The 26602-nt window shown below is 73.4% G+C and carries 20 protein-coding genes and 1 pseudogene; 9 read left to right on the top strand and 12 right to left on the bottom strand.

What is annotated here, in order from left to right; translation table 11 throughout:
* The first annotated feature begins 4 nt into the window (after positions 1-4).
* Both ACFXOA_RS03220 and ACFXOA_RS03215 read left to right on the top strand, forming a co-directional pair.
* Entirely contained in the window at positions 5-772 is a 768-nt protein-coding gene (locus tag ACFXOA_RS03220; protein WP_385021657.1) for an ArsR/SmtB family transcription factor, read from the top strand.
* A gap of 10 nt (positions 773-782) precedes the next feature.
* On the top strand, positions 783-1751 hold the full coding sequence (locus ACFXOA_RS03215; protein WP_385021654.1) for a DMT family transporter: 969 nt from the start codon (positions 783-785) through the stop codon (positions 1749-1751).
* A gap of 58 nt (positions 1752-1809) precedes the next feature.
* Here ACFXOA_RS03215 and ACFXOA_RS03210 read toward each other — a convergent pair whose 3' ends face one another.
* The 4 genes from ACFXOA_RS03210 to ACFXOA_RS03195 form a co-directional block, all read right to left on the bottom strand.
* Complete coding sequence (locus tag ACFXOA_RS03210; RefSeq protein ID WP_385021651.1) at positions 1810-2889, bottom strand: Zn-dependent alcohol dehydrogenase; 1080 nt, start codon at positions 2887-2889, stop codon at positions 1810-1812.
* Between the two features lie 30 nt (positions 2890-2919).
* Positions 2920-4314: an aldehyde dehydrogenase family protein gene (locus ACFXOA_RS03205; RefSeq protein WP_385021648.1), complete on the bottom strand. Its 1395-nt coding sequence runs from the start codon at positions 4312-4314 to the stop codon at positions 2920-2922.
* Positions 4315-4731: 417 nt separating this feature from the next.
* Positions 4732-6912, bottom strand: coding sequence for a molybdopterin oxidoreductase family protein (locus ACFXOA_RS03200; protein WP_385021645.1), 2181 nt, complete (start codon positions 6910-6912; stop codon positions 4732-4734).
* Positions 6913-7361: 449 nt separating this feature from the next.
* Complete coding sequence (locus ACFXOA_RS03195) at positions 7362-7991, bottom strand: TetR/AcrR family transcriptional regulator (RefSeq protein ID WP_385021642.1); 630 nt, start codon at positions 7989-7991, stop codon at positions 7362-7364.
* Between the two features lie 111 nt (positions 7992-8102).
* On the opposite strand from ACFXOA_RS03195, the gene hmgA reads away from it, so the two are divergent.
* From hmgA to ACFXOA_RS03180, 3 genes are all read left to right on the top strand, one after another.
* Complete coding sequence (hmgA, locus tag ACFXOA_RS03190) at positions 8103-9422, top strand: homogentisate 1,2-dioxygenase (RefSeq protein WP_385021640.1); 1320 nt, start codon at positions 8103-8105, stop codon at positions 9420-9422.
* A 44-nt stretch (positions 9423-9466) separates the two neighbouring features.
* Entirely contained in the window at positions 9467-10240 is a 774-nt protein-coding gene (locus ACFXOA_RS03185) for a GntR family transcriptional regulator (RefSeq protein ID WP_385021637.1), read from the top strand.
* Between the two features lie 72 nt (positions 10241-10312).
* Positions 10313-11536 carry a type ISP restriction/modification enzyme gene (locus ACFXOA_RS03180; protein ID WP_385021634.1) on the top strand — a complete coding sequence of 408 codons (1224 nt, stop codon included), beginning with the start codon at positions 10313-10315 and terminating at the stop codon, positions 11534-11536.
* Positions 11537-11723: 187 nt separating this feature from the next.
* On the opposite strand, the gene ACFXOA_RS03175 is transcribed toward ACFXOA_RS03180, so the two are convergent.
* Together ACFXOA_RS03175 and ACFXOA_RS03170 are read right to left on the bottom strand one after the other, a co-directional pair.
* Positions 11724-11987 carry a hypothetical protein gene (locus ACFXOA_RS03175; RefSeq protein WP_385021631.1) on the bottom strand — a complete coding sequence of 88 codons (264 nt, stop codon included), beginning with the start codon at positions 11985-11987 and terminating at the stop codon, positions 11724-11726.
* Between the two features lie 365 nt (positions 11988-12352).
* Positions 12353-13153, bottom strand: a complete 801-nt coding sequence (locus ACFXOA_RS03170) for an SGNH/GDSL hydrolase family protein (protein ID WP_385022089.1) — start codon at positions 13151-13153, stop codon at positions 12353-12355.
* Positions 13154-13352: 199 nt separating this feature from the next.
* Between ACFXOA_RS03170 and ACFXOA_RS03165 the strand changes: the two are divergent.
* Positions 13353-14482: pseudogene (locus ACFXOA_RS03165) on the top strand (DUF5925 domain-containing protein).
* A gap of 86 nt (positions 14483-14568) precedes the next feature.
* On the opposite strand, the gene ACFXOA_RS03160 reads toward ACFXOA_RS03165, so the two are convergent.
* The 3 genes from ACFXOA_RS03160 to ACFXOA_RS03150 form a co-directional block, all read right to left on the bottom strand.
* Positions 14569-14943, bottom strand: coding sequence for a GntR family transcriptional regulator (locus ACFXOA_RS03160; protein WP_385021628.1), 375 nt, complete (start codon positions 14941-14943; stop codon positions 14569-14571).
* Between the two features lie 137 nt (positions 14944-15080).
* The gene (locus ACFXOA_RS03155) at positions 15081-15608 is read right to left on the bottom strand and encodes a GNAT family N-acetyltransferase (protein WP_385021625.1); all 528 of its coding nucleotides are present in this window, start codon (positions 15606-15608) and stop codon (positions 15081-15083) included.
* Positions 15609-15787: 179 nt separating this feature from the next.
* Positions 15788-17257 (bottom strand): trifunctional class I SAM-dependent methyltransferase/NUDIX hydrolase/VOC family protein, encoded by a 1470-nt coding sequence (locus tag ACFXOA_RS03150; protein WP_385021622.1) that lies wholly within the window; start codon positions 17255-17257, stop codon positions 15788-15790.
* A 157-nt stretch (positions 17258-17414) separates the two neighbouring features.
* On the opposite strand from ACFXOA_RS03150, the gene ACFXOA_RS03145 reads away from it, so the two are divergent.
* From ACFXOA_RS03145 to ACFXOA_RS03135, 3 genes are all read left to right on the top strand, one after another.
* A complete protein-coding gene (locus ACFXOA_RS03145) occupies positions 17415-18989 on the top strand; it encodes an alkaline phosphatase D family protein (RefSeq protein ID WP_385021620.1) in 1575 nt (524 codons plus the stop codon).
* Positions 18990-19076: 87 nt separating this feature from the next.
* Positions 19077-19829, top strand: a complete 753-nt coding sequence (locus ACFXOA_RS03140; protein WP_385021617.1) for a hypothetical protein — start codon at positions 19077-19079, stop codon at positions 19827-19829.
* 141 nt (positions 19830-19970) lie between these two features.
* Positions 19971-20993, top strand: coding sequence for a lytic polysaccharide monooxygenase (locus ACFXOA_RS03135; RefSeq protein WP_385021614.1), 1023 nt, complete (start codon positions 19971-19973; stop codon positions 20991-20993).
* 47 nt (positions 20994-21040) lie between these two features.
* On the opposite strand, the gene ACFXOA_RS03130 is transcribed toward ACFXOA_RS03135, so the two are convergent.
* The 3 genes from ACFXOA_RS03130 to ACFXOA_RS03120 form a co-directional block, all read right to left on the bottom strand.
* Positions 21041-21916: an esterase/lipase family protein gene (locus ACFXOA_RS03130; RefSeq protein WP_385021611.1), complete on the bottom strand. Its 876-nt coding sequence runs from the start codon at positions 21914-21916 to the stop codon at positions 21041-21043.
* Positions 21917-22072: 156 nt separating this feature from the next.
* The gene (locus tag ACFXOA_RS03125) at positions 22073-23071 is read right to left on the bottom strand and encodes a hypothetical protein (RefSeq protein ID WP_385021608.1); all 999 of its coding nucleotides are present in this window, start codon (positions 23069-23071) and stop codon (positions 22073-22075) included.
* Entirely contained in the window at positions 23068-26559 is a 3492-nt protein-coding gene (locus tag ACFXOA_RS03120) for a DNA polymerase III subunit alpha (RefSeq protein WP_385021605.1), read from the bottom strand. The genes ACFXOA_RS03125 and ACFXOA_RS03120 overlap by 4 nt, the downstream gene beginning before the upstream one ends.
* Positions 26560-26602: the final 43 nt, after the last annotated feature.

Below are 26602 nucleotides of genomic sequence, written 5' to 3'. Positions count from 1 at the left end.
ACGCATGACCCGTACGCCACCCCGCGACCCCGCGGCGCCCCGGCTCGCGGCGTTCGCGGCCCTCCTCGCGGACGAGACCCGCGCGTCCTTCTGCCTCGCGCTGCTCGACGGCCGGGCCTGGACGGCCGGGGAACTGGCCCGGTGCGCGGGGGTCGCCCCGTCCACGGCCAGCGAGCACCTGGGCAAGCTGGTCGCCGGCGGGCTGCTGGCGGAGGAACGCCAGGGCCGCCACCGCTACGTGCGGCTCGCCGACGCACGGACCGCGCAGCTCGTGGAGGCGCTGGCCGCCCATGTGCTCCCCGGCGCACCGGCGCCCGCGCGCACCCTGCGCGAGGCGAGCCTCCGGCACGCACTGGCCCTGGGGCGCACCTGTTACGACCATCTGGCCGGGCGGCTCGGCATCCGCATCACCGACGCGATGACCGCGCGGGGACTCCTGCGCCAGGACACCGGTTTCGCCCTCACCGACGACGGCCTGCGGTGGTTCGCCGGACTCGGTGTCGGCCTCGGCGCCGGCCCGACGCCGGCCCGGCGCCCCCTGGCCCGCGCCTGCCTGGACTGGACCGAACGGCGGCCGCATCTGGCGGGAACGGCCGGAGCCGCCCTGTGCGCGCACGCGCTGGACTCCGGGTGGTGCGAGCGCGTCGGTACGGGCCGGGCGGTGCGCGCGACCCCGGCCGGCTCGCACGCGCTGTCAGAGCTGCTGGGCCTCACGCCGGCGGATCTCGGCGTGCCCGACAATTCGGTGGGCGCCGCAACGTCCTCGGCCTAACGTCGTGGCCATGACGACAACACCGATCGCGCCTCCCGGCGCACCTGCCGCGACCGGGCGCGACTGGCGCGCCCCCGCCGCCGCCTGCACCACGGTCATCCTGTGGGCCTCCGCCTTCGTCTCCATCCGGAGCGCCGGGGACGCGTACTCGCCGGGCGCGCTCGCGCTGGGCCGGCTCCTCGCGGGAACGGTGACTCTGGGCGCGATCCTGCTGGTACGCCGCGAGGGGCTCCCCGCCCGGGCGGCGTGGCCGGGCATCCTGGCATCGGGGCTGCTCTGGTTCGGGCTCTACATGGTGGTGCTGAACTGGGGCGAGCAGCAGGTCGACGCGGGTACCGCGGCGATGGTCGTGAACATCGGCCCGATCCTGATCGCGCTGCTGGGCGCGAGGCTCCTGGGCGAAGGGCTCCCGCGCAGGCTGCTCGTCGGCATGGGGGTCTCCTTCGCGGGCGCCGCGGTGGTCGGGCTGTCGATGTCGGAGCACGGCGGTTCGTCGGTGCTCGGCGTGGTGCTGTGCCTCGTCGCCGCGATCGCGTACGCGGGTGGCGTGGTGGGCCAGAAGCCCGCGCTCCGGCACGGATCCGCCCTGCAGATCACCACGTTCGGCTGCCTGACCGGTACGGTCGCCTGCCTGCCGTTCACCGGTGTGCTGGTCTCCGAGGCCGCAGCCGCGCCCGCGTCCGCCACGCTGAACATGGTCTATCTCGGGGTGTTCCCGACGGCTCTCGCCTTCACGACCTGGGCGTACGCACTGTCACGGACGACCGCGGGCCGGATGGGCGCGACGACGTACGCGGTGCCCGCACTGGTGGTGCTGATGTCCTGGCTGCTCCTGGACGAGGTGCCGGCCCTCCTCACCGTCGCGGGCGGACTGCTCTGCCTGGCCGGCGTCGCGGTCTCGCGGGGGCGCCGGCGCCGGGGAGCCCCCGCCGGTGCCTCCCGGGCGCCGGACGGCGCCGGACGGCAGGCGGACTCCTGAGGGAGGCCGTACCCGGCCGGGTGCCGGTGCGCGGCACGGGCACCCGGCCGGGGCGGAATCAGAAGACGACCAGCGCGCGTCCGCCCTTGCCCGCGACCATGTTCTCGAAGGCGGCGGGGATGCCGTCCAGCGAGATCCGCTCGGTGACGAGGGCGGAGAGGTCGAACCGCCCGGCGCGGATGTGCTCGGCGAGGACCGGGAGGTCCCGTTCCGGGTCGCTGTTGCCGTAGACGCAGCCGGTGAGGGAGCGGCCCCAGTGGAAGATCTCCAGGGCGTTGAAGGTCACCTGCTGGTCCTTGCCGCCGATGCCGACGACCGTGGTGCGGCCGCCGCGGCGGGTGGACTCCCAGGCCCCGCGGATGGTGGCGGGCCGGCCCACGCACTCCACGGCGACGTCGGCACCCTGGCCGTTCGTGAGCGCCCGTACGGCGCGCGGGGTCCTGTCCGACGCGACGACGTAGTCGGTGGCCCCGGCCGCGCGCGCGAGTTCCTCCTTCTCCGGTGAGACGTCCACCGCGATGATCTTCGACGCTCCGGCGATGCGGGCGGCCTGGAGCACGGCGAGGCCGACTCCCCCGATGCCGAGGACGACGACGCTCTCGCCCTCGCGGACCCGGGCGGAGTGGTGGACCGCCCCGTACCCGGTCAGGACCGCGCAGCCGAGCAGCGCGGCGTCCTCCAGGGGGACGCCCGCCGGAGCGGGCAGCACGCAGTTGGCGGCGACGACGGTCTCCTGGGCGAAGGCGGCGACGTTCAGACCGGGGTGCAGCTCGGTGCCGTCCGCGGTGCGGGCGTGGATGTTCGCCGCGCCCTTCAGCGCGTCGGCGCAGAGCCACACCTCACCGATCCCGCAGTGGAAGCACGCTCCGCAGGAGGGGGCCCAGTTGAGGACGACCGGGTCACCGGCGGCGACGTGGGTGACGCCCTCACCGACGGCGAGCACCGTGCCGGCTCCCTCGTGTCCGAGGACGGCGGGGACGGGCAGCCGCATGGTGCCGTTGGACAGGGACAGGTCGGAGTGGCAGACACCGGCGGCGGCGAGGCTGATGCTCACCTGGCCGGGGCCGGGCTCCGGGAGTTCGATGTCGGTGATCTCCAGGGGAGCTCCGACGGCGGGCAGTACGGCGGCGCGGACCACGAACAGACTCCTCGGTGGATCGGCGTGGGATCAGAACTGGAGGGACTTGGTCTGGAGGTACTCGGAGAGGCCGTGCGGGCCGAGCTCGCGCCCCACCCCGGACTGCTTGTAACCACCGAACGGGGCCAGGGGGTTGAAGCGGCCGCCGTTGATGTCCACCTGTCCGGTGTCCATACGGCGGGCGAAGGCCACGGCCTCGGCCTCGTCCGCGCCCCAGACCGCACCGGCCAGTCCGTACACGGTGTCGTTCGCGATCCGCAGGGCGTCGTCGACGTCCTCGTAGCGCAGGATCGAGAGGACCGGGCCGAAGATCTCCTCCCGTGCGATCGTCATGTCCGGGGTCACGTCGGCGAACACGGTGGGGCTGACGTAGTAGCCCCGCTCCTTGGGCGCCTGGGGGCCTCCCGCGACGAGGCGGGCACCCTCCTCGACGCCCTTCTCGATGTAACCGCGCACCCGGGCCTGCTGCTTGGCGTTGACGACCGGGCCCACCCGCTCCCCCGGTACGTACTTGGCGACCGCGGTGGCGGCGAGGCCGACGGCCTCCTCGTACCGCTCGGCGTCGACCAGCATCCTGGTCCACGCGCTGCAGGTCTGCCCGGAGTTGGACATCACGTTGGCCACGCCGACGTTGACCGCCTTGGCGAGGTCGGCGCCCGGCAGGATCACGTTGGCGGACTTGCCTCCGAGCTCCAGCGCGACCCGCTTGACGGCCGCTCCCGCGGTGGCCCCGATCTGCTTGCCCACGGCCGTCGAACCGGTGAACGAGACGAGGTCGACCCCCTCGTGCCCGGCGAGTGCCTGGCCCGCCACCGCGCCGATGCCGGTGACCAGGTTGAAGACTCCGGCCGGCAGCCCGGCCTCCTGGGTGACCTCGGCGAAGAGCTGCGCGGTGAGCGGGGTGTCCTCGGCGGGTTTGAGGACGACGGTGCAGCCCGCGGCGAGGGCCGGGGCCACCTTGGCGACGATCTGGTGGAGGGGGTAGTTCCAGGGCGTGATCGCACCGACCACTCCGACGGGCTCCAGCAGCACGGTGGAGTTGCCGAGCTTCTCCTCGAAGGAGTAGGCCGCGGCGAGGTCGGCGTACGAACCGGCGACCAGGACCGGGACACCCGCGTGCACCGCCTGGGAGAGCGGCAGCGGTGAGCCGAGCTCCGCCGTGACCGTCTCGGCGATCTCGTCCTTGCGGGCGGCGAGCGCGTCCCGCAGGGCGGCGATCCGTTCCGCGCGCTCGGCCGGGGGTGTGGCCGCCCAGCCGGGGAAGGCGGAGCGTGCGGCGCGTACCGCGGCGTCGACGTCCTCGGCGGTTCCCGCCGGGACATGGCCGATGACCTGCTCGTCGGCGGGGTTCACGACCGCGATCGTGTCCCTGCCCACGGCGGGCCGCCACTCCCCGCCGATGTACATCCCGTCATGCGCCTTCATGGCTGTTCCTCCCGGGCTCGCTGTGCCTGCCGCCGAAGCCGTACGCCGTACCGACGGATACCGTCCCGGCCCAAACTAGCGCTGTTAGTTTTTTGGCGCCAGGGAACCACCGGAGACACAGATCACGCACGGCCGGCAGACACACCGGCGCGCCGGGCGGGGGATGCCCGTGGGCGGGACGGCTCCGGACACCCCGGCGCCCCGGGAAGGGCCGCTCCCTCGGGCGGAGTCCCTCTCGGCGCGGGGGCGTCCGGCCCGGCGCGGCCGTGCGGGGACGCGGCCCGGGACGGCCGGCCCGTGCGGCACCTGACGATCCCCTCCGAGCCGCCGGCAGCGCCTGCGTCCGGACGACGTCGTGGGCCCGGGGACGGCGCCCGCAAGGCGTCGACGCGCCGGCCGCCCGGGCGGGGCCCCCGGTCAACGGGCCGGCGCCACGGCCACCGGGACGGCGTTGAGCACCGCGGTCCCCGACAGCGGGTCAAGCAGGGTGCCGTCCAGGAGCTGGTTCACGTTGACTCCCGGGTCCCCGGCCGCGACCTCCGTACGGGTCCCGGGGCGGTTGTGGCCCCAGCCGTGCGGAAGGCTCACGACCCCCGGGCGTACGGAGTCGGTGATCTCGGCGGGAGCCTCGACCTGGCCGCCGGCCGCGGTGATCGTGGCCGTGCCGCCTTCGGCGAGTCCGAGCCTGGCCGCGTCCTCCGGATGGATCTGGAGGGTGCAGACGTTCGAACCACCGCGCAGCGAGGCGATGTTGTGCATCCAGCTGTTGTTGGAGCGCAGGTGGCGGCGGCCGACGAGGACGAGCGAGGCGGGCCGCTCGGCGAGCGTCGCGCGCAGTCGTGGCAGGTCGGCGGCGACCGGCGCCGGCAGGAGTTCGATGCGGCCGCTCCGGGTCCTGAGCACCTGCGGCAGCCGTGGCCGGAGAGGGCCGAGGTCGATGCCGTGCGGATGGGCGAGCAGCCGCTCCAGCGTCAGGTCGTAGGGGCCGAGACGGAGCATCAGGTCGAGTCGCCGCTCGGCTCCGGTGCGGCCGGTCAGCTCCGCGGCGAACTCCTGGGGCAGGCCCGCCTTGTCGAGCGTGGCGGCGATGACCTGGTCGTCGACGGCTCCGTGAGGAGCACCGTGGTTGCCGCCGGCGGCGAGGATCAGCCGTGCGAGGATCTCGCACTCGTCCATCCTCCCTTCCTCGAGCGGCACCGCGGGACGGCTGTAGCGGACCTGGTTGCGGACGGCCAGGGAGTTGAGGGAGAAGTCGAAGTGGGCGCTCTGGGACGGCGGCGGTGGCGGGAGCACGACGTCCGCGTGACGGGCGGTCTCGTTGAGGTACGGGTCGACGCTGACCATGAAGTCCAGGTCCTCGGCGAGCGCACGGTCCAGGCGGTTCCCGTCCGGGGCGCTGAGCACCGGGTTCCCCGCGATGACGATCAGGGCCCGGATACGGTCTCCGCCGGGTGTCTCGATCTCCTCGGCGAGTGCGGCCGCGGGCAGTTCCCCCTTGGCCTCGGGGTGGCCGGAGACCCGGCTCGCCCACCGGCCGAGGTCGAAGCCCCTGCCCGGACCGGCGGGCCGGGGGGCGCGGGAGGTGGCGGAGAGCGGGAAGAGAGCTCCGCCGGGGCGGTCGAGGTTTCCGGTCAGGATGTTGAGCACGTCGACGAGCCAGCTGGCCAGGGTCCCGTGCTCGACGGTGCAGCTGCCGATGCGCCCGTAGACGGCCGCGCAGGGGGCGGCCGCCAGCTCCCGGGCGATCGCCCGGATCGTCCCGGGGTCCAGGTCGCAGGCCGCGGAGACCGCCTCGGGAGTGAAGTCCGCGATCGCTTCGGCCAGTTCGTCGTAGCCTTCGAGGTGCTCGGCGAGTACGCCGGGGTCGGCGAGCTTCTCCTCGACGACGACCTGGGTGAGGGCGGCGAGCAGCAGGGCGTCGGTCCCCGGCCTGATGGCGGCGTGCCGGTCCGCGAGGCGCGCGGTGCGGGTGCGGCGCGGGTCGACGACGGTGAGGGTGCCACCGCGCCGCCGGAGCGCCTTGAGCTTGCCGGGGAAGTCCGGCGCGGTGCACAGACTGCCGTTGGACTCCATCGGGTTGGCGCCGATCAGGAGCAGGTGGGCCGTCCGGTCCAGGTCGGGTACGGGGATGGCGTGGGCGTCCCCGAAGAGCAGTCCGCTGGAGACGTGCTTGGGCATCTGGTCCAGCGTGCTCGCGGTGAAGACGTTGCGGGTGCCGAGCGCGGACAGGAGAAGCGGCGGGTAGAGCCCGCCGGCCATGGTGTGCACGTTGGGGTTGCCGAGGTAGACCCCGACGGCCTGGGCACCGTGCTCGGCGACCAGGGCGGGGATCCTGTCGGCGATCAGGGCGAAGGCCTCGTCCCAGGTCGCCTCGCGCAGGACGCCGCCGGTGCGGACGAGCGGGGTGCGCAGCCGGTCCGGGTCGCCGTCGAGACCGCCGAACGAGGCGCCCTTGGAGCAGATGAAGCCCTGGCTGAGGACGTCCTCCCGGTCGCCCCGGGCGCCGGTGACCTTGCCGCCCTCGACGGTGAGGGTGAGTCCGCAGGCGGCCTCACAGAGCGGACAGACGCGCAGAGCGGTACGGGAATCGTGGGACACGGGCCCTCCCCGGGGCGGCAGCGATGGCGCGCGGGCATGAACCGGCGGCCCACACCGCGTTCGTGGGGCGCGGGCGCCCGGCACATCGAGCATACCGACCGGTACGGATGCTGGCGAGGGCCTGGCCCGACCGACCCCCGCAGACCCGGGAGGCGTCCTGGCCCGGCCCGGCCCCGCCCACCCGGAGGCAGGCAGGTGGAGGCGGGCACCTGAGGGCCGCCCCGCGATTCCCGGTGGATCGGCGCGCGGCGTCGGATGCGGCGCATCGCAAGGCGGAGGGGCGTCCGCATACGCACGGGGGCACCTCCCGGGCGAAGCCCGGGGGAGCATGCGGACGTTGCGACAACGCGGCGTGGGACACCCCCGGACGAAGTCCGGGGAGTGCCGCGACCGTCGTCGCGCGCCCGCCGGGAATCACGGGACGGCACCTGGGCCGACCGGGACGGAAGTCAGCGTACGAGTACCCGCGCGAGGTACGCCTGGAGCAGGACGCGGGTCTCCCCTATGAGCTCGGGGTCGCCCTCCGGATCGGCCCGGAAGGCGAGTTGCAGCAGCGCGTCGGCCGCCTGCACGCAGACCAGCACGGTGCGGCGCAGGGCGGCGTCGGCGTCCGCCCCGTCGCGCCCGGAACCGAGATGGCCCGCGAGCAGGCCGGCCAGCCGTTCCGCCACCCGCCGGTTGACCTCGTCGAGCGGGGCGGCCACAGGCGCGGGCGGACCGAAGTCGACCAGGGCGAAGCCGGGGACTGACCGCTTCATGGCCAGGTACTCGTCGAGGACGGCGTCGATGGCCGCACGCCACTCCCGCTGCGGGATGACCTCGATCCTCGCGACGACCCGCCCGGCGTAGACCTCCAGGTTCCGCTCGGCCAGCGCCTCGACCAGGGCTCTCTTGTCGCTGAAGAAGCGGTAGACGGAGCCGATCGGCACACCGGCACGGTCGGCGACCGCCCGGGTGGACAGCTGCTCGTAGCCGGTCTCGTCGAGCAGCGCGGCGCCCGCGTCGAGGATGCGGGCGAGCCGGTCGGCGCTGCGCTGCTGCACGGGGACGCGTCGGAGGTTCGAATGAGCGTGGGACACGCCCCCATGATGCCCGCATGCCGTTGACGAGCCACCTTCCCATTCCTACGGTTGTGCATAGGATTCTTCGTCAGGGGATCCGTGGGGATTCTCATCCGACGGGAGCGCATGATGAGCGGCATCGAACAGGCGAGGAAGACGGCGGAGAGCCTCGCCCACCACTCCGGCTTCGGCAACGAGCACAGCTCGGAGGCTGTGCCGGGAGCCCTTCCGCACGGCCGCAACTCGCCGCAGCGCGCGCCCCTCGGGCTGTACGCGGAGCAGCTCAGCGGTTCCGCCTTCACCGAGCCCCGGGCCCGCAACCGCCGGTCCTGGCTCTACCGGATCCGCCCTTCGGCCGCACACCCCGCCTTCGTCCGTGTCGACAACGGAACCCTGCGCACCGCGCCGTTCACCGAGTCGGTGCCCGACCCCAACCGGCTGCGCTGGGACCCGCTGCCCGACCCCGCCCCCGGCACGGACTTCCTGGCCGGACTGTGGACGCTCGGCGGGAACGGCGACGCGACGCAGCGCACGGGTATGGCCATTCACCTCTACAGCGCCGACACCTCCATGACGGACCGGGTGTTCAGCGACTCCGACGGTGAGCTCCTGATCGTTCCCGAGCACGGCGGCCTGCTGCTGCGCACCGAACTGGGGCTGCTCGCGGCCCGGCCGGGCCAGGTGGCGCTGATCCCGCGCGGTGTCCGCTTCCGGGTGGAGCTGCTGGACCCCGCGGCCCGTGGCTATGTCTGCGAGAACTACGGCCAGCCCTTCGTGCTGCCCGATCTGGGTCCGATCGGCGCCAACGGCCTCGCCAACGCACGGGACTTCCTGGCGCCCGTCGCCGCCTTCGAGGACCGCGAGGGCCCGGTCGAGGTGGTCAACAAGTTCTGCGGGAACCTCTGGTCGGCGACGTACGACCACTCCCCGCTCGACGTGGTCGCCTGGCACGGCAACCACACCCCGTACGTGTACGACCTGCGGCGCTTCAACGTCCTCGGCAGCATCAGCTACGACCACCCGGACCCGTCGATCTTCACGGTGCTGACCTCGCCGTCCGACACCCCGGGTCTGGCCGGCGTCGACTTCGTCGTCTTCGCTCCGCGCTGGCTGGTCGGCGAGGACACCTTCCGCCCGCCGTACTTCCACCGCAACGTGATGAGCGAGTACATGGGCCTGATCGAGGGCGCCTACGACGCCAAGGCGGGCGGCTTCGTACCGGGTGGCGGATCACTGCACAACATGATGTCGGCGCACGGACCGGACCGTGACACGTTCGACCGGGCGAGCGCGGCGGAGCTGAGGCCGCAGCGGATCGACGACGGCCTGGCGTTCATGTTCGAGACCCGCTGGCCGGTCACGGCGACCGCGCAGGCGGCCGGCGCCGGCCATCTCCAGCACGGGTACGACGAGGTGTGGCAGGGTCTGACCCGCAACTTCAGGCCGTAGCCCCCGCGGCCTGCCGCAGCGCGCAGAGAGTTCAGGTGACCCGGATGAATCAGGTGAACGAGGCCAGTCGGCCCGGCTTCGCCCCCGACTCCCTGGTGCTGAACCGGAAGCTGCCGCTCTGGTATCAGGTCTCGCAGTCCCTGCGGGCGTCCATACTGGGCCGCCCGCAGGACGCGTCGACCCGGCTCCCCACCGAGGAGCAGCTGGCCGCGCACTACGGGGTCAGCGTCCTCACCATGCGCCAGGCCCTCAAGGAACTGGAGGCCGAGGGCCTGATCAGCCGCCACCGGCGGCGGGGTACGTTCATCGAGCCCCGGGCCCGCAGGGTGTCGCCGGTCCGGCTGATGGGCTCGGTCGACGCGATCGTCGCCCAGCAGTCCGGCGAACGCACCACCGTGCTGGGCCACGGCCGGGCCCCCGTGCCCGGTGACCTGTCCGAGTTCTTCCCGGACTGCCCCGAGGTCGTCAGCTACCGACGGCTGCGCTGCGACGAGCAGACGGACGAACCCACCAACTGGGCGGAGAACGCCGTGCGCCCGGAGATCGCGGCCCGCATCGACGTGGCCGATCTGGAGCGGTGGCCCATGACGAAGGTGCTGCGGGACGCCGTCGGCGTACGGATCTCCCGCATCACCGACACCGTGGAGGCGCGTCTCGCGGACCCCGCCACGGCGGAACTGCTCCAGGTCCCGCTGCTCAGCCCGATCCTGCACTACACCGGCGTGACGTACGACGAGGACGGCACCGTGGTGGACGTGGCACGCATCCGCTACCGGGGGGACCGTTTCTCCTTCTCGGTGACGCTCGACGCCCACTGACCGCCGGCCCCCGGCCGGTGGTCGTTACGATGCCGGGGGCGGCGGACGCGGCTACGGGGAGGACGGCGCACGGTGGCGGCACGGGTGACGGCCGGGGCGGACAGGACCGGCACGGTCCCACTGCTGGAGGACCTCATGCCCTGGTCGGTGCGGCCCCTGAGACCGGGCCGACCCTGGGTGACGGCCCCCGAGGCCGCGTCGCTGCGGGCCAGGTGGGATCTCCTGGTGTCGGCCGGGGCCGCGGAGCAGGAGAGGCTGTTCCTGCCGACCCGCTCCCGTACACCCCGGACCGCTGCCGCCGCCCTGCCCGGCCGTAGGGGCGGTACGCGCGCGTTCGCCCGCGACCCCGGACCGTATCCCGAGCCGGTGCGCATCCTGCACGGTCCGTTCGACGAGCAGTGGCTGATCCCGGACCACCGCCTGCTCGACGCGGCACGCCCGGAACTGTGGCGGGTGGCCGACGGCCGTCAGCTCTTCGCCGTCGAACACGGGCACGTCCCCGGCCAGGACGGTCCCGCGCTCTCGGCGACCGCGCTGCTGCCGGACGGGCACTCCCCCGCGGGCCGGCCAGGCCGGATCCGGCCCCTCTACCGGCGGCCGGGCGGGCAGGAGCCGAATCTCGCACCCGGTCTGCCGGCGCTGCTCGCCGACCGCTACGGGGTGCAGGTCTCCGCCGAGTCCTTCCTCGCCTGGACGCTCGCCGCCGCGCTGCCCTCCCCGTCGGGCCCGCTCGTACCGCTGCCGGCCGACGGCGCGCTGTGGGCCCTGGGTGTGGAGCTCGGCCAGGAGCTGTTGCGCGTGCACCTACGGGGCGCGCGCGGTGGTGAGCGCCCCCGTCTGCCCGGCGGTCGGCGGCCGTACGTGCGGGCCACCGTCCCGGCCCGGCCCGACGCCCTGCGCTACGAGGCCGGGGAGGAGGCGCTGGTCCTCGGTGAGGGGCGGATCTCCCCCGTACCCGAGGGGGCATGGGACTTCCACGTCAGCGGGGTGCGGATGCTGGAGCTCTGGTTCGGACGCCGTACCGGCCCTGGGGAGGGGCTTGCGGCGGTGGGGCCGCGCGAGTGGCCGCAGGAGCGGACCTCGGAGCTGCTGGAACTGGTGACCGTACTGGCCCTGCTGGCAGGTCTGCGGCCGCGGCAGCAGGACCTGCACCGACGCCTCGACGGGTCCGCCGCTCTCACGCGCCAGGATCTCAGGGCGGCCGGGATACTTCCCGTCCCTGCGCGCTCACGACGGCCCGCCTCCGTCCTGGGTCACCAGGAAGAGGGGCCCGAGGGGCAGTTCGCCCTGCTGTGACGGGACGCACCGTGCTGTCGAACGGTCGCGCCGGTGGATGCCGGACCGGCGCCGGGCATGGGGAGACTGCGACGCAACGCCGCCGCCCGGGGGATGACGGACCGGGCGGACAGCGGCACTGCGCCGGGACGGAGTCGCCGTGGACACGGCCCTGGTCCCAGGGCCGCACCTGTGTGAGAGCCGTCGGTCAGTGGCGGCCGCCGAAGAGCGAACGCCGCAGCCGCCGCAGCGGTGCGAAGAGCGAGACACGCGCACTCCTGCTCCGCCGGCTGTGCGAGGCGTCCCGCGCCGTGAGTTCCAGCATGAGCAGCGTCGCCTCCGCGCTCTCCCGCTGCGGAACGGCGGGACCGCCCAGCACCGCGAGGTGGCGGTCGAGCCGCGAACTGGTCGCGCCGCTCCCGCACGTGATGGCAGGCACACGCGGCCTGCTGCGCACCGTTATCTGTTCCATGTCACTCCCCACCCGTACGAGGGCACCCGGCCCGGGCAGGTTAACCCTATCGTCCCGCGGTGACACTCGTGTATCCCGGCCGGATGATTGCACACCTGTGCACGGGTGTTGACGTCCCGTTACCGCGGACTCCCGCTCTCCGACGCGCTTGAGCCCGACGGCCCGCTCGAGCCCGACGGCCCGCTGCCGGCCCGGCGCGCCGCTCGGATCGGCTCCGACGTGCTCGCCGCGCCGCGGGGAGCGGACCCCGGCGAGCACCTGGGCCGCCTCGCCCACGCGACGCCCCGGGCCGGTGGCCGGCCGCCCTCGCGTGCGCCGCGGGCGGCCGGCCTCGCCCGCGGCCGGCTCGGACGACCTCGGTCAGGTCAGTCCTTGGCGGTGAGCACCGGCAGATAGCCGCCCGACTGCCCCGCGGCGGTGGGGTGGTAGGACTCGCCGATGTTGAGCCAGTTCACACTGTGCAGCCATGCGCTGCCGGAGCAGATCTCGTGCCCGGTGAAGGTCGTGGTGACGTCACCGAAGGTGAAGCCGTGGTCGGCCGCGCGCTTGGCGGTGGCGGCGTTCAGGTAGTCGGCGGCGCCGTTGATGGCGGAGCGCTCCTTCTCGCTCAGCCCGGCGATGCAGCTGCCGCCGAGCTTGTAGAAGCGGGGGTAGCCGAGGACGACGACGTGGGCCGAGGGCGCCTTGGCGCTGATCGCCGCGTAGACGGTGTCCAGCTTGCCGGGGAGGGTGGAGTCGACGTAGGCGCGGGCGGTGGCGATACGGCTCAGGCAGGTGGCCTCGGACTGGAGTACACAGGTGGTCATGACGTCGGAGAACCCGGCGTCGTTGCCGCCGATGGAGATGGACACCAGGTCGGTCGAGGAGTTGAGGGGACCCAGCTGACCGGCCGTCACATCGCCGGTCCTGGCCCCCGAGCACGCGGTGAAGGCGAAGGAGGACGGCTTGTTGGCCGCCTGCCAGAGGACGGGGTAGGCGCGGGTGCTGCGCTTGCAGGCGCCGCTGGCGCTGTCGTAGCTGCCGGCTCCGACGCCCGACGCGTACGAGTCGCCCAGCGCGACGTAGTCGACCGCCGCGGACGCCTGGGCCTGGGCGACACCCGCGCCGGTCAGGGCGAGTACGGCACCGAGCAGGAGGGAGAACGACAGTGCCACGGGTCTGAACATCTTCACGGGACCTCCTTGGGCAGGATCTCTGCCTACTACGTAGTAGCCCATCGCCCCGACCTTCGGAAGTGTTCATGCCAAAAAGCCTTCCGCCCTTCGCTCGGGGGACAGTTGGTGTTCGACGGGCCTGCGGGCAAACTCTCCGGCGCGGATGGCGGCCGGCCGCGTCCGCCACCCGGATGGCAGCTGGGGAAACCTGATGCGCGGTATCCGGCCGTGCCGGATCATGAGCCCATGCCTGCACACCCCGAGTCCGCGCTGCCCATCCGGCTCAACGTCGATGACAGCGATGCGCCGTCCGACATCGTGGACGCGCTCTTCCTGGGCCGTTTCGCGACGGGCGAGCAGCCTTACTCCCACAGTTCGTCCCTCGACCGGGTCAGGTCCGGTGCGACCCTGCTTCCTCCTGGCGCCGGAATCCTGCGGGCGGCCCGCGACGACGACCGCAGCGCGACCCTCGCCGAGGGCGACGGGTGGACCCTGCTGATCTCGCGGTGGAGCAGGGGTGCCGACGTCACCGTCACCGCCACCAGCCCCGAACTGGCCGAGAGGATCCTGGCCCAGGCGACCGACGGGGCCAGGGACGAACCTGAACCCCAGCCGGAGAACGTCACCATGGGCTTCTGGTACGTCTCGCCCCGCCGGGGACCGCACCGCACCACCCGGCAGATCGCCGCCGGCACCTGGGACGAGGTCCGGCCCAACTACACGGCTCCGGTGGCCGATGCCCTGGACCGGCTGATGAAGGTCACCCCTGAGGACATCGCGGGCCGGCTGCTCCTGCTGCACGGGCCCCCCGGCACCGGGAAGACCTCCGCGCTCCGCACCCTGGCCCGCTCCTGGCGTGACTGGTGCCAGGTCGACTGCGTCCTGGACCCGGAGCGCCTCTTCAACGACGTCGGCTATCTGATGGACATCGCGATCGGCGAGGACGACGGTTCCGCGAAGGGCCGTTGGCGGCTCCTGCTGCTGGAGGACTGTGACGAGCTGATCCGCGGCGAGGCGAAGCACACGGCCGGCCAGGCGCTCTCCCGGCTGCTCAACCTGACCGACGGACTGCTGGGCCAGGGCCGCAACGTGCTCGTCGGGGTGACCACCAACGAGGATCTGGAGCGCCTGCACCCCGCCGTCGTACGGCCGGGCCGCTGCCTGGCCCGCATCGAGGTCGGGTCGCTGACCCGCGCGGAGTCGGTGTCCTGGCTGGGTACCGAGGAGGGGGTCGGCCGCGAGGGGGCGACGCTCGCCGAGCTCTACGCCCTGCGCCGGGGCAGCGGCCCCGCGTCCGTGCCGAGGCAGGACGCGGGAGCGGACGCGGGGCTGTACCTCTGAGCGGGCGGAGGCTGCTGGGGGGCGTCGCCGAAGTAGCTTCGTCCGTTCCTGAGGACCCCGCCGGCCGCAGAGGACTTGACGGCCCCCTAGCCGGCGTAGACGGCGCGGAGCGCGTCCTCGGCGTGTGCCAGTGCGTCGGCCTTCGACAGGCCGAGGCGCCGCGCCTGTTCGGCGTACTCCTGCGCCGCCGTCGCCGCGTGGCGGGCCGCGGCGTCGCCGGCCGCGGCCACGAATGTGCCGTTGCGGCCACGGGTCTCGATCACTCCGTCCGCCTCCAGGGCGCGGTAGGCCTTGGCCACCGTGTTGGCCGCGAGGCCGAGCTCCCCGGCCAGGCCCCGCACGGTGGGCAGGCGGTAGCCGACGGGAAGGGCGCCGGAGCGCGCCTGCTCGGACAGCTGGGCACGCAGCTGCTCGTACGGGGCGGTGGCGGAGTCCGGGTCAACGGCGATCTTCAGGGTCACGGGCCGATTCTCTCCCACCGCCGTTCCTGTCATCCGCTCCGTCGCCCGAAAATCGGAGGCGGTCCGCTCGTGCGGCGGGTTGGCGTCCGCAGGATCGGACTCCGTGTCCTGCCGGCCGGGACCGCGCCGGGCGGCCGTCAGTCGCCGAGGATGCGCTCCCACAGCAGTCCGTCCCGCCACCTCCCGTCGAGGAGGATCGAGGAGTGCGCGACCCCGTACGGGCTGAACCCGTTGCGGCGCAGAAGGCGCTGCGACGGCAGGTTCTCCAGGTCGGTGGACGCCTCGGCGCGGTGCAGAGCGAGCTCGTCCGCCATCACCCGGAGTACGAGCCCGACCGCCCGTCCGGCATGCCCCTGATTCTGGGCGGCGCCGGTGATCCAGTATCCGACGGAAGCGCGGCGCAGATGCGGCTGCGGGAGGATGCCTCCGACGGTGACCTGCCCGATCACCTGCTCGTCGGCGAGCACCACGCCCGGCCAGACCGTGCCGGCCCGGTATCCGGCCAGCAGTCCGTCGATCCGCTTCGCCTGGCCTTCCGGAGTGAAGAACTCCGCCGGTTGGGCCGGTTCCCACCGCCTGAAGGCCTCGACATCCCGCACCCGGTGCGCGGCGATCACAGCGGCGTCGGCGGTCTCGATCAGGCGGATCGTGGTGTTGCTGCCCATGGGAGTGGTCCTCGTACGGTGCGCGGGCGGAAGGGTGCTCCAGCCTAGGGTCTTTCGTTTGGATCAGACCGGATCGGGGAGCGGGAGCGGGGCCCTGGTGCCGTGCATCGCAAGGCGGAGGAGGGAGTCGACGCAGAGCGTCGGGGACCGGCGACAACGCCGCGAGGTGCGGCACCAGGTCAGTGAGGGACGATCAGCTCCACCTCGTGGCCTGCCGTGTTCGTCAGCCTGACCACGCGAGGTGCCCCTTCACCCGGATCGGCGTCCTCGCCCGGTAGGAGCGGGCGCCAGCCGTGGCCCGGGGCCCGTGCCGTCAGGGCCTCCAGCTCCGCACGGTCTCGGACGTGGAAGGCCAGCGGGCCGGCGCCCGGGGCCTTCGCCTCCCGCGGGGTCGGGTCGTGCTCGGCCACCACATAGGTGTCGCCCCTCCGCCAGCTGCACCCGTGCGACCAGCGCTGGTAGGGGACATGACCGAGGAGGCCGAGCAGCCAGCCCCACTCGGCCTCGGCCTCCGCGATGTCGGGCACGCGCAGTTCGACGTGGTGCAGGCGGCCCGTGGGCGCCGCCGCGGCCGGCAGTGCCACCGCTCGGCGTGGGCCCCCGGGGGCGTAGCCGATCGTGTCGTCGTCCTCGTGCCAGTGGATCAGGAAGCGCTGCCCGGCGCGGTACCCGTCGAGTCCGGCACGGCAGTACGCCACCATGTCGTCGGGGAGCGCGTCGAGGGGGAACCACGACAGCTCGGAGCACTTGTCGGGCTCGGCGTTGCGGGGCGGTCGCGCGGGGTCGTGGTCCGCCTCGAAGAACCAGCCCATCCGGGGCCGTCCGCCGGGCCCTCTGTGCTGCATGACCAGGGCGACCCGTAGTTCGTCCGGGTCCAGCCGTACCCCGATCTCCTCGGCCGCCTCGCGGATCACGGCGGCCCGGACGTCCTCGCCGTCCTCCGCGTGGCCCGAGGGCGCGTGGAGCAGCCCGTCCGCGTACCCCGTGCCGGAGCGGCGGGAGAGCAGCACATCGGGGCCCCTGCGCAGGATCAGGTGGACGTCGACGACCTCGGTGTGCCGGCGGGGCGGTTCCGCGCGGGCCACCAGGGCGTATCTCTCGTCGTCGACCTCCTTGCCCCAGAGCCGCGCGTCCCCCGAGAGCGGCTCGTGGTGGACGCGCTCGGTGTGCTCGGCGAGCATCGCGGCGAGACGGCCTGCGGGGATGCCCACGCCGTTCCACACCCCTTCGATCAGCAGCAGCCTGCCTCCCGGGCGCAGTAGCGAGAACCAGTGCCGCAGGACGGCGGCGGGGTCGGGCAGCAGCCACACCACGTGCCGGGCGAGGATCACGTCGAAGCGCTGCCCGCCGACCGGAGGACGCGCCGCGTCCCCGACCAGCACCTCGCTGCCGGTGCCTGTCAGCTTGGCGCGGGCCCGTTCGGCCATGCGCGACGACCGGTCGACGGCGGTGACCCGGTGGCCCTGGCCCGCGACCAGCAGGGACAGACTGCCCGTCCCGCATCCGAGGTCGAGCACGGCTGAGCGGGCGGTGGGCAGCCAGCTCTCCATCCTGTGCGCCCAGGCGCTGCGCACCACGGGGTCGAGGAGCCCGTGGTCGGGTTCCTCGTCGAAGGAGTCGGCGGCGTCGTCCCAGTCGATCGCGGTCATGCGCCCATGATCGCAGCCGCCACCGACAGTGCCCGTCGGCCGCATATAGCTGTCGTGTTCACGTATCGCTCGGCCCCTCGTCATGCGTTGCGCGTGAGCATGACACCAACCGACGGCAGCGTGTCCGGGGTTGGCGCAGGGCAACCGAGGAGGACCCGTGGTCGTGAGTTCCGTTTCCCGCAGGCAGATGTTCGGATTCGGCGGGGCGGCAGCCGCCGCGCTGATGCTCGGCACGGGGGCGTGGGAGGCGCAGTCCGCCTACGCCGCCCCCGCGCTGAAGGGCGATCCGTTCACCCTGGGGGTGGCCTCGGGCGACCCCACGTGGGACGGCTTCGTGCTGTGGACCCGGCTGGCCCCCGATCCGTTCGCCCAGGACGGCATGGGCGGCATGCCGGCGACCCCCGTCCGCGTCGAGTACGAGGTGGCGCTCGACGAGAGGTTCCGCCGGGTGGTGCGGCGCGGCAGTGTGGTCGCGAGCCCCGAACTCGCCCACTCCGTCCACCCGGAGGTGCACGGGCTCGCCCCCGACCGCACGTACTGGTTCCGCTTCAGGGCCGGTTCCGCGATCTCCCCGGCGGGCCGCACCCGCACCACCCCGGCGCCGTGGGACTCCCCGCGTGAGCTGAAGTTCGCCTTCGCGTCGTGCCAGGCCTGGCAGGCCGGCTACTACACGGCGTACCAGCACATGGCGCGCGAGGACCTGGACCTGGTGGTGCACCTCGGTGACTACCTCTACGAGTCCGGCGTCAAGACCAACAGCCGAGGTGTGGTGACGGACCCGAAGTTCCACACCGAGACCGTCGACCTGGCCCGCTACCGGCTCCAGTACGGCCTCTACAAGTCCGAGGCCCCGCTGCGCGAGGCGCACGCCAACTTCCCGTGGATCATGACGTTCGACGACCACGAGGTGGAGAACAACTGGGCCGGTGAGACCTCCGAGAACAACGAGGACCCGAAGACCTTCCTGCTCCGCAGGGCCGCCGCCTTCCAGGCCCTGTACGAGCACGCCCCGCTGCGCCGCGCCCAGCTGCCGAGCGGCCCGGACGTCCAGATGTACCGCAGGCTCCCGTACGGCCGGCTCGCCGACTTCACCATGCTCGACACCCGCCAGTACCGCGACGACCAGGCGTGCGGAGACGGCACCTCCGCCGACTGCCCCGAGCGCTTCGACGAGAACCGCACCCTGCTCGGCTCCCGTCAGCGGGACTGGGTCCTCAAGGGCTTCAGCCGCTCGCAGGCGCGGTGGCAGATCCTGGGCAACCAGGCGCCGATGGGCCAGACCGACCAGGATCCCGGCGCCGGGGTGACCGTGTGGACGGACCCGTGGGACGGCTACGTCGCCGAACGCAACCGGCTGCTGGCGGAGGCGGACCACCGTGGGGTGCGCAACCTGGTCGTCATCACCGGCGACCGCCACCAGAACTACGCCTGGGACCTGAAGCGCGACTACGCCGACCCCGGATCGGCCACGGTCGGTTCGGAGTTCGTCGGCACGTCGATCACCAGCGGCGGCGACGGCGCCGACATGACGGCCCAGGGCGAGACCTTCCTCGCGGCGAACCCGCACATGAAGTTCTTCAACAGCCAGCGCGGCTACGTGCGCGTCACGGTGGACCGCGAGCGCTGGACGAGCGACTTCCGCGTCGTGCCCTACGTCACCAGGCCGGACGCGCCGATCAGCACCCGCGCGAGCGTGGTGGTGGAGGACAGCCGGCCTGGCGTGCAGATCTGACCGGCCGCGTCGGTGCCGCCGGGGTCCGTCCCCGGCGGCACCGAAACCGCGTTGTCACCACGCCGCCCGGTCCGCCAGCATCGGCACATGACCGACACCGAGGAGCTGTACACCTCCGACCTGCTCGGCAGGCGGCTGCTGGGGGTTTCCGTCGAGGGCGGCCCGCCAGCCCCGCTCTCCCGGCTCCGGCTGCACTTCGAGGAGCTGGGGCCGGTCCGGTTCGACGCGGGGGACGCCGGGCTCACGCCGAACGCGGATCCGGACGCCGTCGAGGCCAGGGACGTCGCGCGCGAACTCGGGCTGGACCGGTTCACGGGCATGGTGGTCCGTTCGGTGCGGGAGGTCCGCCACCGCGACGGCCCGGTGGACCGGGCGTGCGGGCTCGCGTTCCGTCTCGCGGACGGGGAGTTCCGGTTGCTGGCCCTGGAGGGAGAACTGCTCCTCACCCATGACGGGGCCCCGGCACCCTCCGGCGTCGAGGCCTGTCTGCACGAGGACGTGACCCTGGCCCTGGTCGTCCGGACCTGTCTGGCCAGCCCCTCGCAGTGGGACGCCTGGACCACGGACGGCCAGTACCTGTACCTGCGTTACCGGCACGGCGAGGGCAGCGTCGAACAGCACCCGAGCGAGGACACCGACACCTGGGACGGCGAGGGCTCCCGGCTCCTGACCCTGTGGGACGACGGGACGGACGGCGGGGAGATCTCCCTCCCCGGCTTCCTCGCGGCGGCGGGCCTGCGCCTGGCACCCGACGCCGAGGTGTCCGTCCTGACCTCCTGGCGGAGCACCGGGACAAAGGTGTGGGACCGGTCCGGGGGAGGGGCGCCCGGGCCTGTCTGAGCCCTCGCCTAACCCCTCCTTAAGCCCACCATAACGATCGCCACCTGCGGCTTCCCAGGCCCGAATCCCCTTCCGGCGACGGCTAGTTTGCTGATCACCAGCCCTGGTCGACAGCTCCGTCCGCGAAGGAGAACCACCACCATGCCCGTCCTCACCACCGCTCGCCGCCGGGCCGCCGGAACAGTCGTCACGCTCGGCGCCGTGCCCCTCGCGCTGACCGGACTCGCCGCCGCACCGGCCGCCGCCCACGGTTCGCTCAGCGACCCGGTCAGCCGGGTCTCGGCCTGCTTCGCCGAGGGACCGGAGAATCCGCGGTCGGGTGCGTGCCAGGCGGCGGTGGCCGCCGGCGGGACCCAGGCGCTCTACGACTGGAACGGGGTGAACATCGCGAACGCGGCCGGGAACCACCGGCAGTTGATCCCGGACGGCGAGCTCTGCAGCGCGGGCAACGACAAGTTCAAGGGGCTCGACCTGCCGCGGGCCGACTGGCCGTCCACGCCCATGAAGGCGGGCCCGCACACCTTCCGCTTCCGGGCCACCGCCCCGCACAAGGGGTCGTTCGAGCTGTACCTGACCAAGCCGGGCTACGACCCGGCACAGCCCCTGAAGTGGTCCGACCTGCGGGAGGAGCCCTTCGCCACGGCGACCGACCCGACGCTCCAGGACGGCTCCTACGTCTTCGACGGGACCGTACCGCAGGCCTCGGGACGCCAGCTAGTCTACACGGTCTGGCAGCGGTCCGACTCCCCTGAGGCCTTCTACGCCTGTTCGGACGTGGTCTTCGGCGGCGAGGGATCCGGCAGCGGCGATGTCGCCGCCGTCCCGGCGCCGGCCGCCTCCGCCCCGTCGGAGGAGGACATCGAGGAGGGGGCCGGCAAGTCATCCGTCGAGCACCACGGGCACGGCGACGACGACCCCTCGACCAACTCCGAGGTGACCGGGGCCGCCGCCCCGGCCGAGGCCGCCGGGGCCAACGCACCCGAGCCGGACAGCGCCGCCTCACCCGCGAAGCCGGCTCCCGCCGGTGAGGTCCTCGCCGAGACGGGTGGCGGCGGCAGCACCTCGTACCTGGCCATGGGCGGCGCCGCCGCTCTGGCGCTCGGGGCGGGCGCCCTCTTCGTCTCCGTCCGCCGCCGTGCCTCGGGCGGCGCGCACCGCGCCTGACCCCGCCGGATCCGGGCCCCCGGCGCCGGGGGCCCGGATCCGCGTCGTCAGCTGACGGCCGATGCGCAGGTGGTCGGGGTGGCGCGCGCCGGGTCGAGCGCGTTGGCCACCTCGTGGAAGGCGATCCGGTCGACCGTCCCGATCGCGACGTGCTCGGAGAGGTCGACCGGGCAGAGGTCCTGGAGCAGCACGTTGCGTACGTTCGGCCCGTCCAGGTACTGCGTCCGGTACGGCGTGACGACCTCGTCGTACCGGGTCGCGATGACCGTGTAGCGCACCCCGGGCACCGTGTCGGGGACGGAGTTGAGCTTGGTGACGAACGCGGAGCCGGCCACCTGGTCGGCGAGGCCCGGGGTGTTCGCGGTGAGCAGGTCCTCCACGCCGGGGAAGTAGGGCAGCAGCCTGGTGAGGCCCAGGAGCGTGGTGCCGTGGTTGTCGGGGGCGATCCCGACGAGGGCGTTGACCTCGGCGGCGCCACCGAGGAACTTCAGGTAGTAGTTGGGCATCATCCCGCCCTGCGAGTGACCGACGAGGTCGGCCTTGGCGGCGCCGGTGGCGCCGAGCACCTTGTCGACGAAGGCGTCGAGCTGGCCGGCCGACTTGTCGATGGGGCCGAGGCCGTTGAAGACCGGCACGCCCGGGAGCTGTCCGTAGTCGAGCGAGAAGACGCAGTATCCCCGGCTGACGAGGTACGGCGCGAGCACCAGCCAGTTGTCGATCGAGTTCCCGAAGGTCCCGTGGACGAGGACGACCGGTCGGGGGTGGGCCGCGGACGGCTTGCAGGAGTAGTCGTTCCAGCCCCGTGACGGGGCCGCGGCCTCCGCCGCCGTGGCCGTCGCCGCGGGGGCGAGGAGCGCGGCGAGGGTGAGGAGCAGCGCGGCGAGCGCGCGTCTGGTACGCGGGGGGCGGTTCCAGGGCAGCATCGGGTTTTCTCCTTGCGGCTCAAGGGAGTTGCGATGTCGGTGCGCCCTGCGGTCCGGACCACAGCGGATCTCACTTTTGTGCGTGCTCATGCCAAGTTACGCACCGGTAGGCCCGCTGGGGAAGTTACGCGTCGGTAAAACCTCGCCGCACCCCCGTCAGGCCGCGAGCCGCCCCGGCTTCACGGCCTGCGGTCCGAACCGGGCCCGCAGCCTGTCGGACACCGCCTCGATCGTCCGCGCCCGCTCGTCCACGGGGTCGAACGACAGCTGCCGGGAGGCCCGTTCGGCGTCCTGGAGCCCCTCCGCCCGCAGCCCGAGCCCTCGCACCCGTGCCCGCTGCAGGGCGAACGAGTCCTGGATCCGATAGGCGAGCGAGGTGAGCGCCGCCGAGTGGGCCGTGGGTTCGGGGAGCGTGCGGCCGCGGGTGAGCGTCGCGTAGCCGGTCCGGTCGGCGTAGCGGACGGACACCGTGAGGGAACGGCACACCAGCCGGTCGCCGCGCAGCCTGGCGCCCAGCTCCTCGGTGAGCGAGAGGAGCGCGCGGCGGTGCTGTTCCGGGTCGAGTTCGTCGTGGGGGAAGGACCGTTCGGCGGCGATCGACCGGGCCGCGGCGTTCGGTACGACCCGCGTACGGTCGATGCCGTTGGCCCGCTCCCACAGCTCGCGCCCGGTCCGCACCCCGGTGATCCGCTGCAGGGTGGACAGGGGCGCGGTGGCGATCCGGCCGATGGAGTCGAGACCGTATCCGCACAGGGTGCGGGCGGTCGCGGTGCCGACACCGTCCAGCGCGGCGGCGGGCTTCGAGGCGAGGAAGCCTTCGTGTCCACCGGGGGGCACCACCAAGGTGGTCCCGGATTCCGCCTGCCGTGCGGCCATCCGGGCCAGCATGGGGTTGGCGGCCGCCCCGATGGCGCAGTCCACGCCGTGCAGGGCCAGCGCACGCACCCGGATCACCGAGGCGAGGCCGGCCGTGTCCTGCCCGAAGTAGCGCAGCGCGCCGCTGACATCGGCGAGCGCGGATCCGGGCGGGGCCGCCTCGACGACCGGGGTGAACGCGCCGAGGAGCGCGAGCAGCCCTTCGTAGGCGGCGCCGTCCGGCAGCCCCCCTCCGATCCGGCGGAACCGCAGGCACAGGACGGCCGGCTGGTCGTTCATCCCGCACTCCCCTGGCTCTGGTGCCACAGTTTCCGTCCGGTGGGCGGCCCCTCCCCGGGCGGCTGGAGGTCGGCCCAGGGGTTCATCTCGTAACCGGTCGGCATCTGGATACGGCGGCCGTCGTCCGGCGCCTCCTCCTCGCCGGAGGAGGCGGGCTCCTCGGCCAGCCGCGCGGCGACCGCGTCCAGGCCCCCGGTGCGGCGGAGTTCGGCCAGTTCCGCCAGGTTCCAGGCCGCCGAGCCGACCACGCTCATGCTGCGGGGACCGCGCCGCTGGACCACTCCGCGCACCAGCAGCAGCCAGGAGTGGAAGACGGTGTGCGCGCAGGCGGCGTGGCTGTCGTCGAAGAAGGCGAGGTCGACCAGGCCCGTGCCGTCGTCCAGGGTGGTGAAGATGACCCGCCGCCCGGAGCGGACCGGCGGGGTCTGGGTGGCCGCCTTGGCGCCCGCGACCAGCACGGTCTCCCCGTGCCTGGCCTCCCTCAGCCGCTTCGCGGAGACCGCGCCGAGCTCCTCCAGGAAGGCGTGGTGGTCGCCCATCAGATGGCGGGACACGTCCATGCTGAGGACGCCGAGTTCGGCGCTGAGACGTTCGGCGTCGTTGAGGTCGGGCAGCCCGATGCCGCCGGTGGTCCGTCCGCCGCCGAGCGGGAGCTGGGCACCCGCTCCCTTGGAGCCGGAGCCCCGCTGAGCGCGGTGGAGCTCGGACAGGTGCAGCAGCAGGTCCCGGCGGTTGGCGCCGAAGGCGTCCAGCGCACCGACCTGTGCGAGTCGTTCGGCGGCCGGCTTCCCGGGCCTGGCCCGCTGCCAGAAGTCCAGCAGAGAGGCGTAGGGCTGTCCGGCCTCGATCCGGGCGACCTCGGCCTCACTGATGCCGTGGACATCGGAGAGGGCCAGCCGCAGTCCCCATTTCTCACCCTTTTCGCCAGACACCAGTTCGATCCGATGGGCTGCCGCCGACCGGTTCACATCCAGTGCCAGCACCGGCACCCCGCGGCGCCGCGCGTCCGCGAGCAGCAGCCGCTTCGGGTACATCCCGGGGTCGTGCGTGAGCAGCCCGGCGTAGAAGGCCGCCGGGTGGTGGGCCTTGAGCCAGGCGGACTGGTACGTCGGCACGGCGAAGGCGACGGCGTGCGCCTTGCAGAAGCCGTAGCTGCCGAAGGCCTCGATGATCTCCCAGGTGCGGGCGATCACCTCCGCCCCGTACTTCCGCCGCGCCGCGCGCTGCGCGAACCAGACCTTGATCCGGTCCTGCGACTCGGGGTCGGAGAGCCCGCGCCGTACCCGGTCGGCCTCGCCGCGCCCGCAGCCGGTCATGATGTCCACCATCTCGATGATCTGCTCGTGGAAGACGACCACCCCGTAGGTGTCGCCGAGCGCCCCCGCCAGGTCGGGGTGCGGATGGCGTACGGGCGCGCGGCCGTGCCTGGCCTCGATGAACGGTCGCACCATGTCGGCGGCGACCGGCCCCGGACGGAACAGCGAGATGTCGACCACCAGGTCGTGGAAGGTGGCGGGCTGGAGCCGGCCGACCAGGTCACGCTGACCGGGCGACTCGATCTGGAAGCAGCCGAGCGTCTCGGCGCTCCTGATCAGCCGGTACGTCTCCGGGTCGCCCTGCGGGACGGCGTCCAGGTCGACCTCCTGCCCCGAGGCGCGCTTCAGCTCCGTCACCGCGTGCGCCATCGCCGACTGCATCCGGACACCGAGCACATCGAGCTTGAGCAGCCCGAGGTGCTCCACGTCGTCCTTGTCGAACTGCGTCATGGGCATGGGGGACCCGCCCTCCCCGCCGGGGCCGGGGATCTCCCCGCTGGTGGGCACGACCGGGGTGCGGCGCAGCAGCGAGTCGTCCGAGAGGAGCACGCCGCACGGGTGCATGGCGATACCGCGCGGCAGCGCGTCGAGCGCTTCCACCAGGTCCCAGAGCCTGCCGTACCTCTCCTTCGTCCCCGCCACGGCCCGCAGCTCGGGCAGTTCCTCCATGGCGGCGCGGGCGTCCCTGGCCCGGATGTGCGGAAACGCCTTGGCGAGCCGGTCGGTCTCGGCCGGGTCCATGGAGAGCGCGGCGCCGACATCGCGGATGGCGTGCCGCACGCGGTAGGTCTCGGGCATGGAGACGGCCGCGACCCGTTCGGGGCCGAAGCGGTCGATGATCGCGCGGTAGACCTCCAGCCGGCGGGCCGACTCCACGTCGATGTCGATGTCGGGCAGTACGAAGCGCCGCTTGGACAGGAACCGTTCCATGAGCAGCCCGTGTTCGAGCGGGTCGGCGTGGGCGATCCCGAGCAGGTGGTTGACCAGGGATCCGGCTCCGGACCCGCGCGCCGCGACCCGTATGCCCATGCTCCTCACGTCGTCGACGACCTGGGAGACCGTCAGGAAGTACGTGGCGAAACCGTGGTGGGCGATGATGTCCAGCTCGTGGTGCATCCGCTCCCAGTAGTCGCGCCGGCGGTCGTAGCCGTACCGCACCATGCCGGCCGAGGCGCGCGAGGCCAGTACCCGCTGGGCGGTGCGCCTCCCGGCCCCGACCAGACGCGGCTCGGGGAAGTGGACACTGCCCAGCCCCAGGTCGCCGGCCGGGTCGACGGCGCAGGCGTCGGCGGTACGCCGGGTCTCCGCGAGCAGCCGCTCCCCCGCGTCGCACCCGAGCCCCGCGGCGGAGGTGATCCGCTCGGCGGTCTCCCGCATCGCCCGGGTGTCCTTGAGCCAGCGCTCCCCGCTGTCGAGGGGCGAGCGGCGGGGGTCGACGGGGACGAGCCGGCGGGCCGAGTCGAGTACGTCGGCGACGGGCCCCTGCCCGGGGTCGGCGTACCGGACGGCGTTGGTCAGCACGGCCCGCACTCCCAGCTCGGCGGCGAGGCCGACGGTACGGGCGGCGAGCCTCAGCGATCCGGGGCCGGTGCCCTCGCGGCCGTGATGGACGGCTTCGAGGCGCAGGGCGTCGCCGTACATCTCCCGCCAGGGCGCGAGCAGCGCGGCGGCCCGGTCGGGCCGGCCCGCGGCGAGTGCGGCGCCCACCTCGGAGGAGGGGCCGAGCAGCACGGTGAGCCCTTCGGCGGGCAGCGCGTCCCTGCCGACCAGGGGCTGACCGGCGTCCGGCCCCCTGGTGCCCGAGTGGGCGGCGGTGACCAGCCGGCACAGCTCGGCCCAGCCGAGGGCGCCGTCCCGGGCGAGGAAGGTGGCCCGGTGCGCGGATTCATCGACGAAGGAACCCCCGCGTGCCGGTGTGCGGGTTCTGCGCACGGGCCCCTCTCCGTCCGCCGCGAACCGCGCGACCGCGAGTTCCGCGCCGAAGAGGGGCCGGATCCCGGCCTTCTCGCAGGCCCGGGCGAAGCGGACCGCGCCCGCGAGACCGTCCCGGTCGGTCAGTGCGAGCGCGTCCATGCCCCGCTCGGCGGCACGCTCGGCCAGCCGCTCCGGGTGGGACGCCCCGTAGCGCAGGGAGAACCCGGAGACGGTATGCAGATGCGTGAACCCGGGCACCCGCACCTCCTGGACCGATCCGTACTCGCCACCCCCTCGCTCT

This window comes from Streptomyces sp. NPDC059166, assembly GCF_042755185.1.
Classification (GTDB): Bacteria; Actinomycetota; Actinomycetes; order Streptomycetales; family Streptomycetaceae; genus Streptomyces.
The sequence above is the reverse complement of the archived record's forward strand: the minus strand, read 5'-3'. Positions and strand labels throughout refer to the sequence as shown.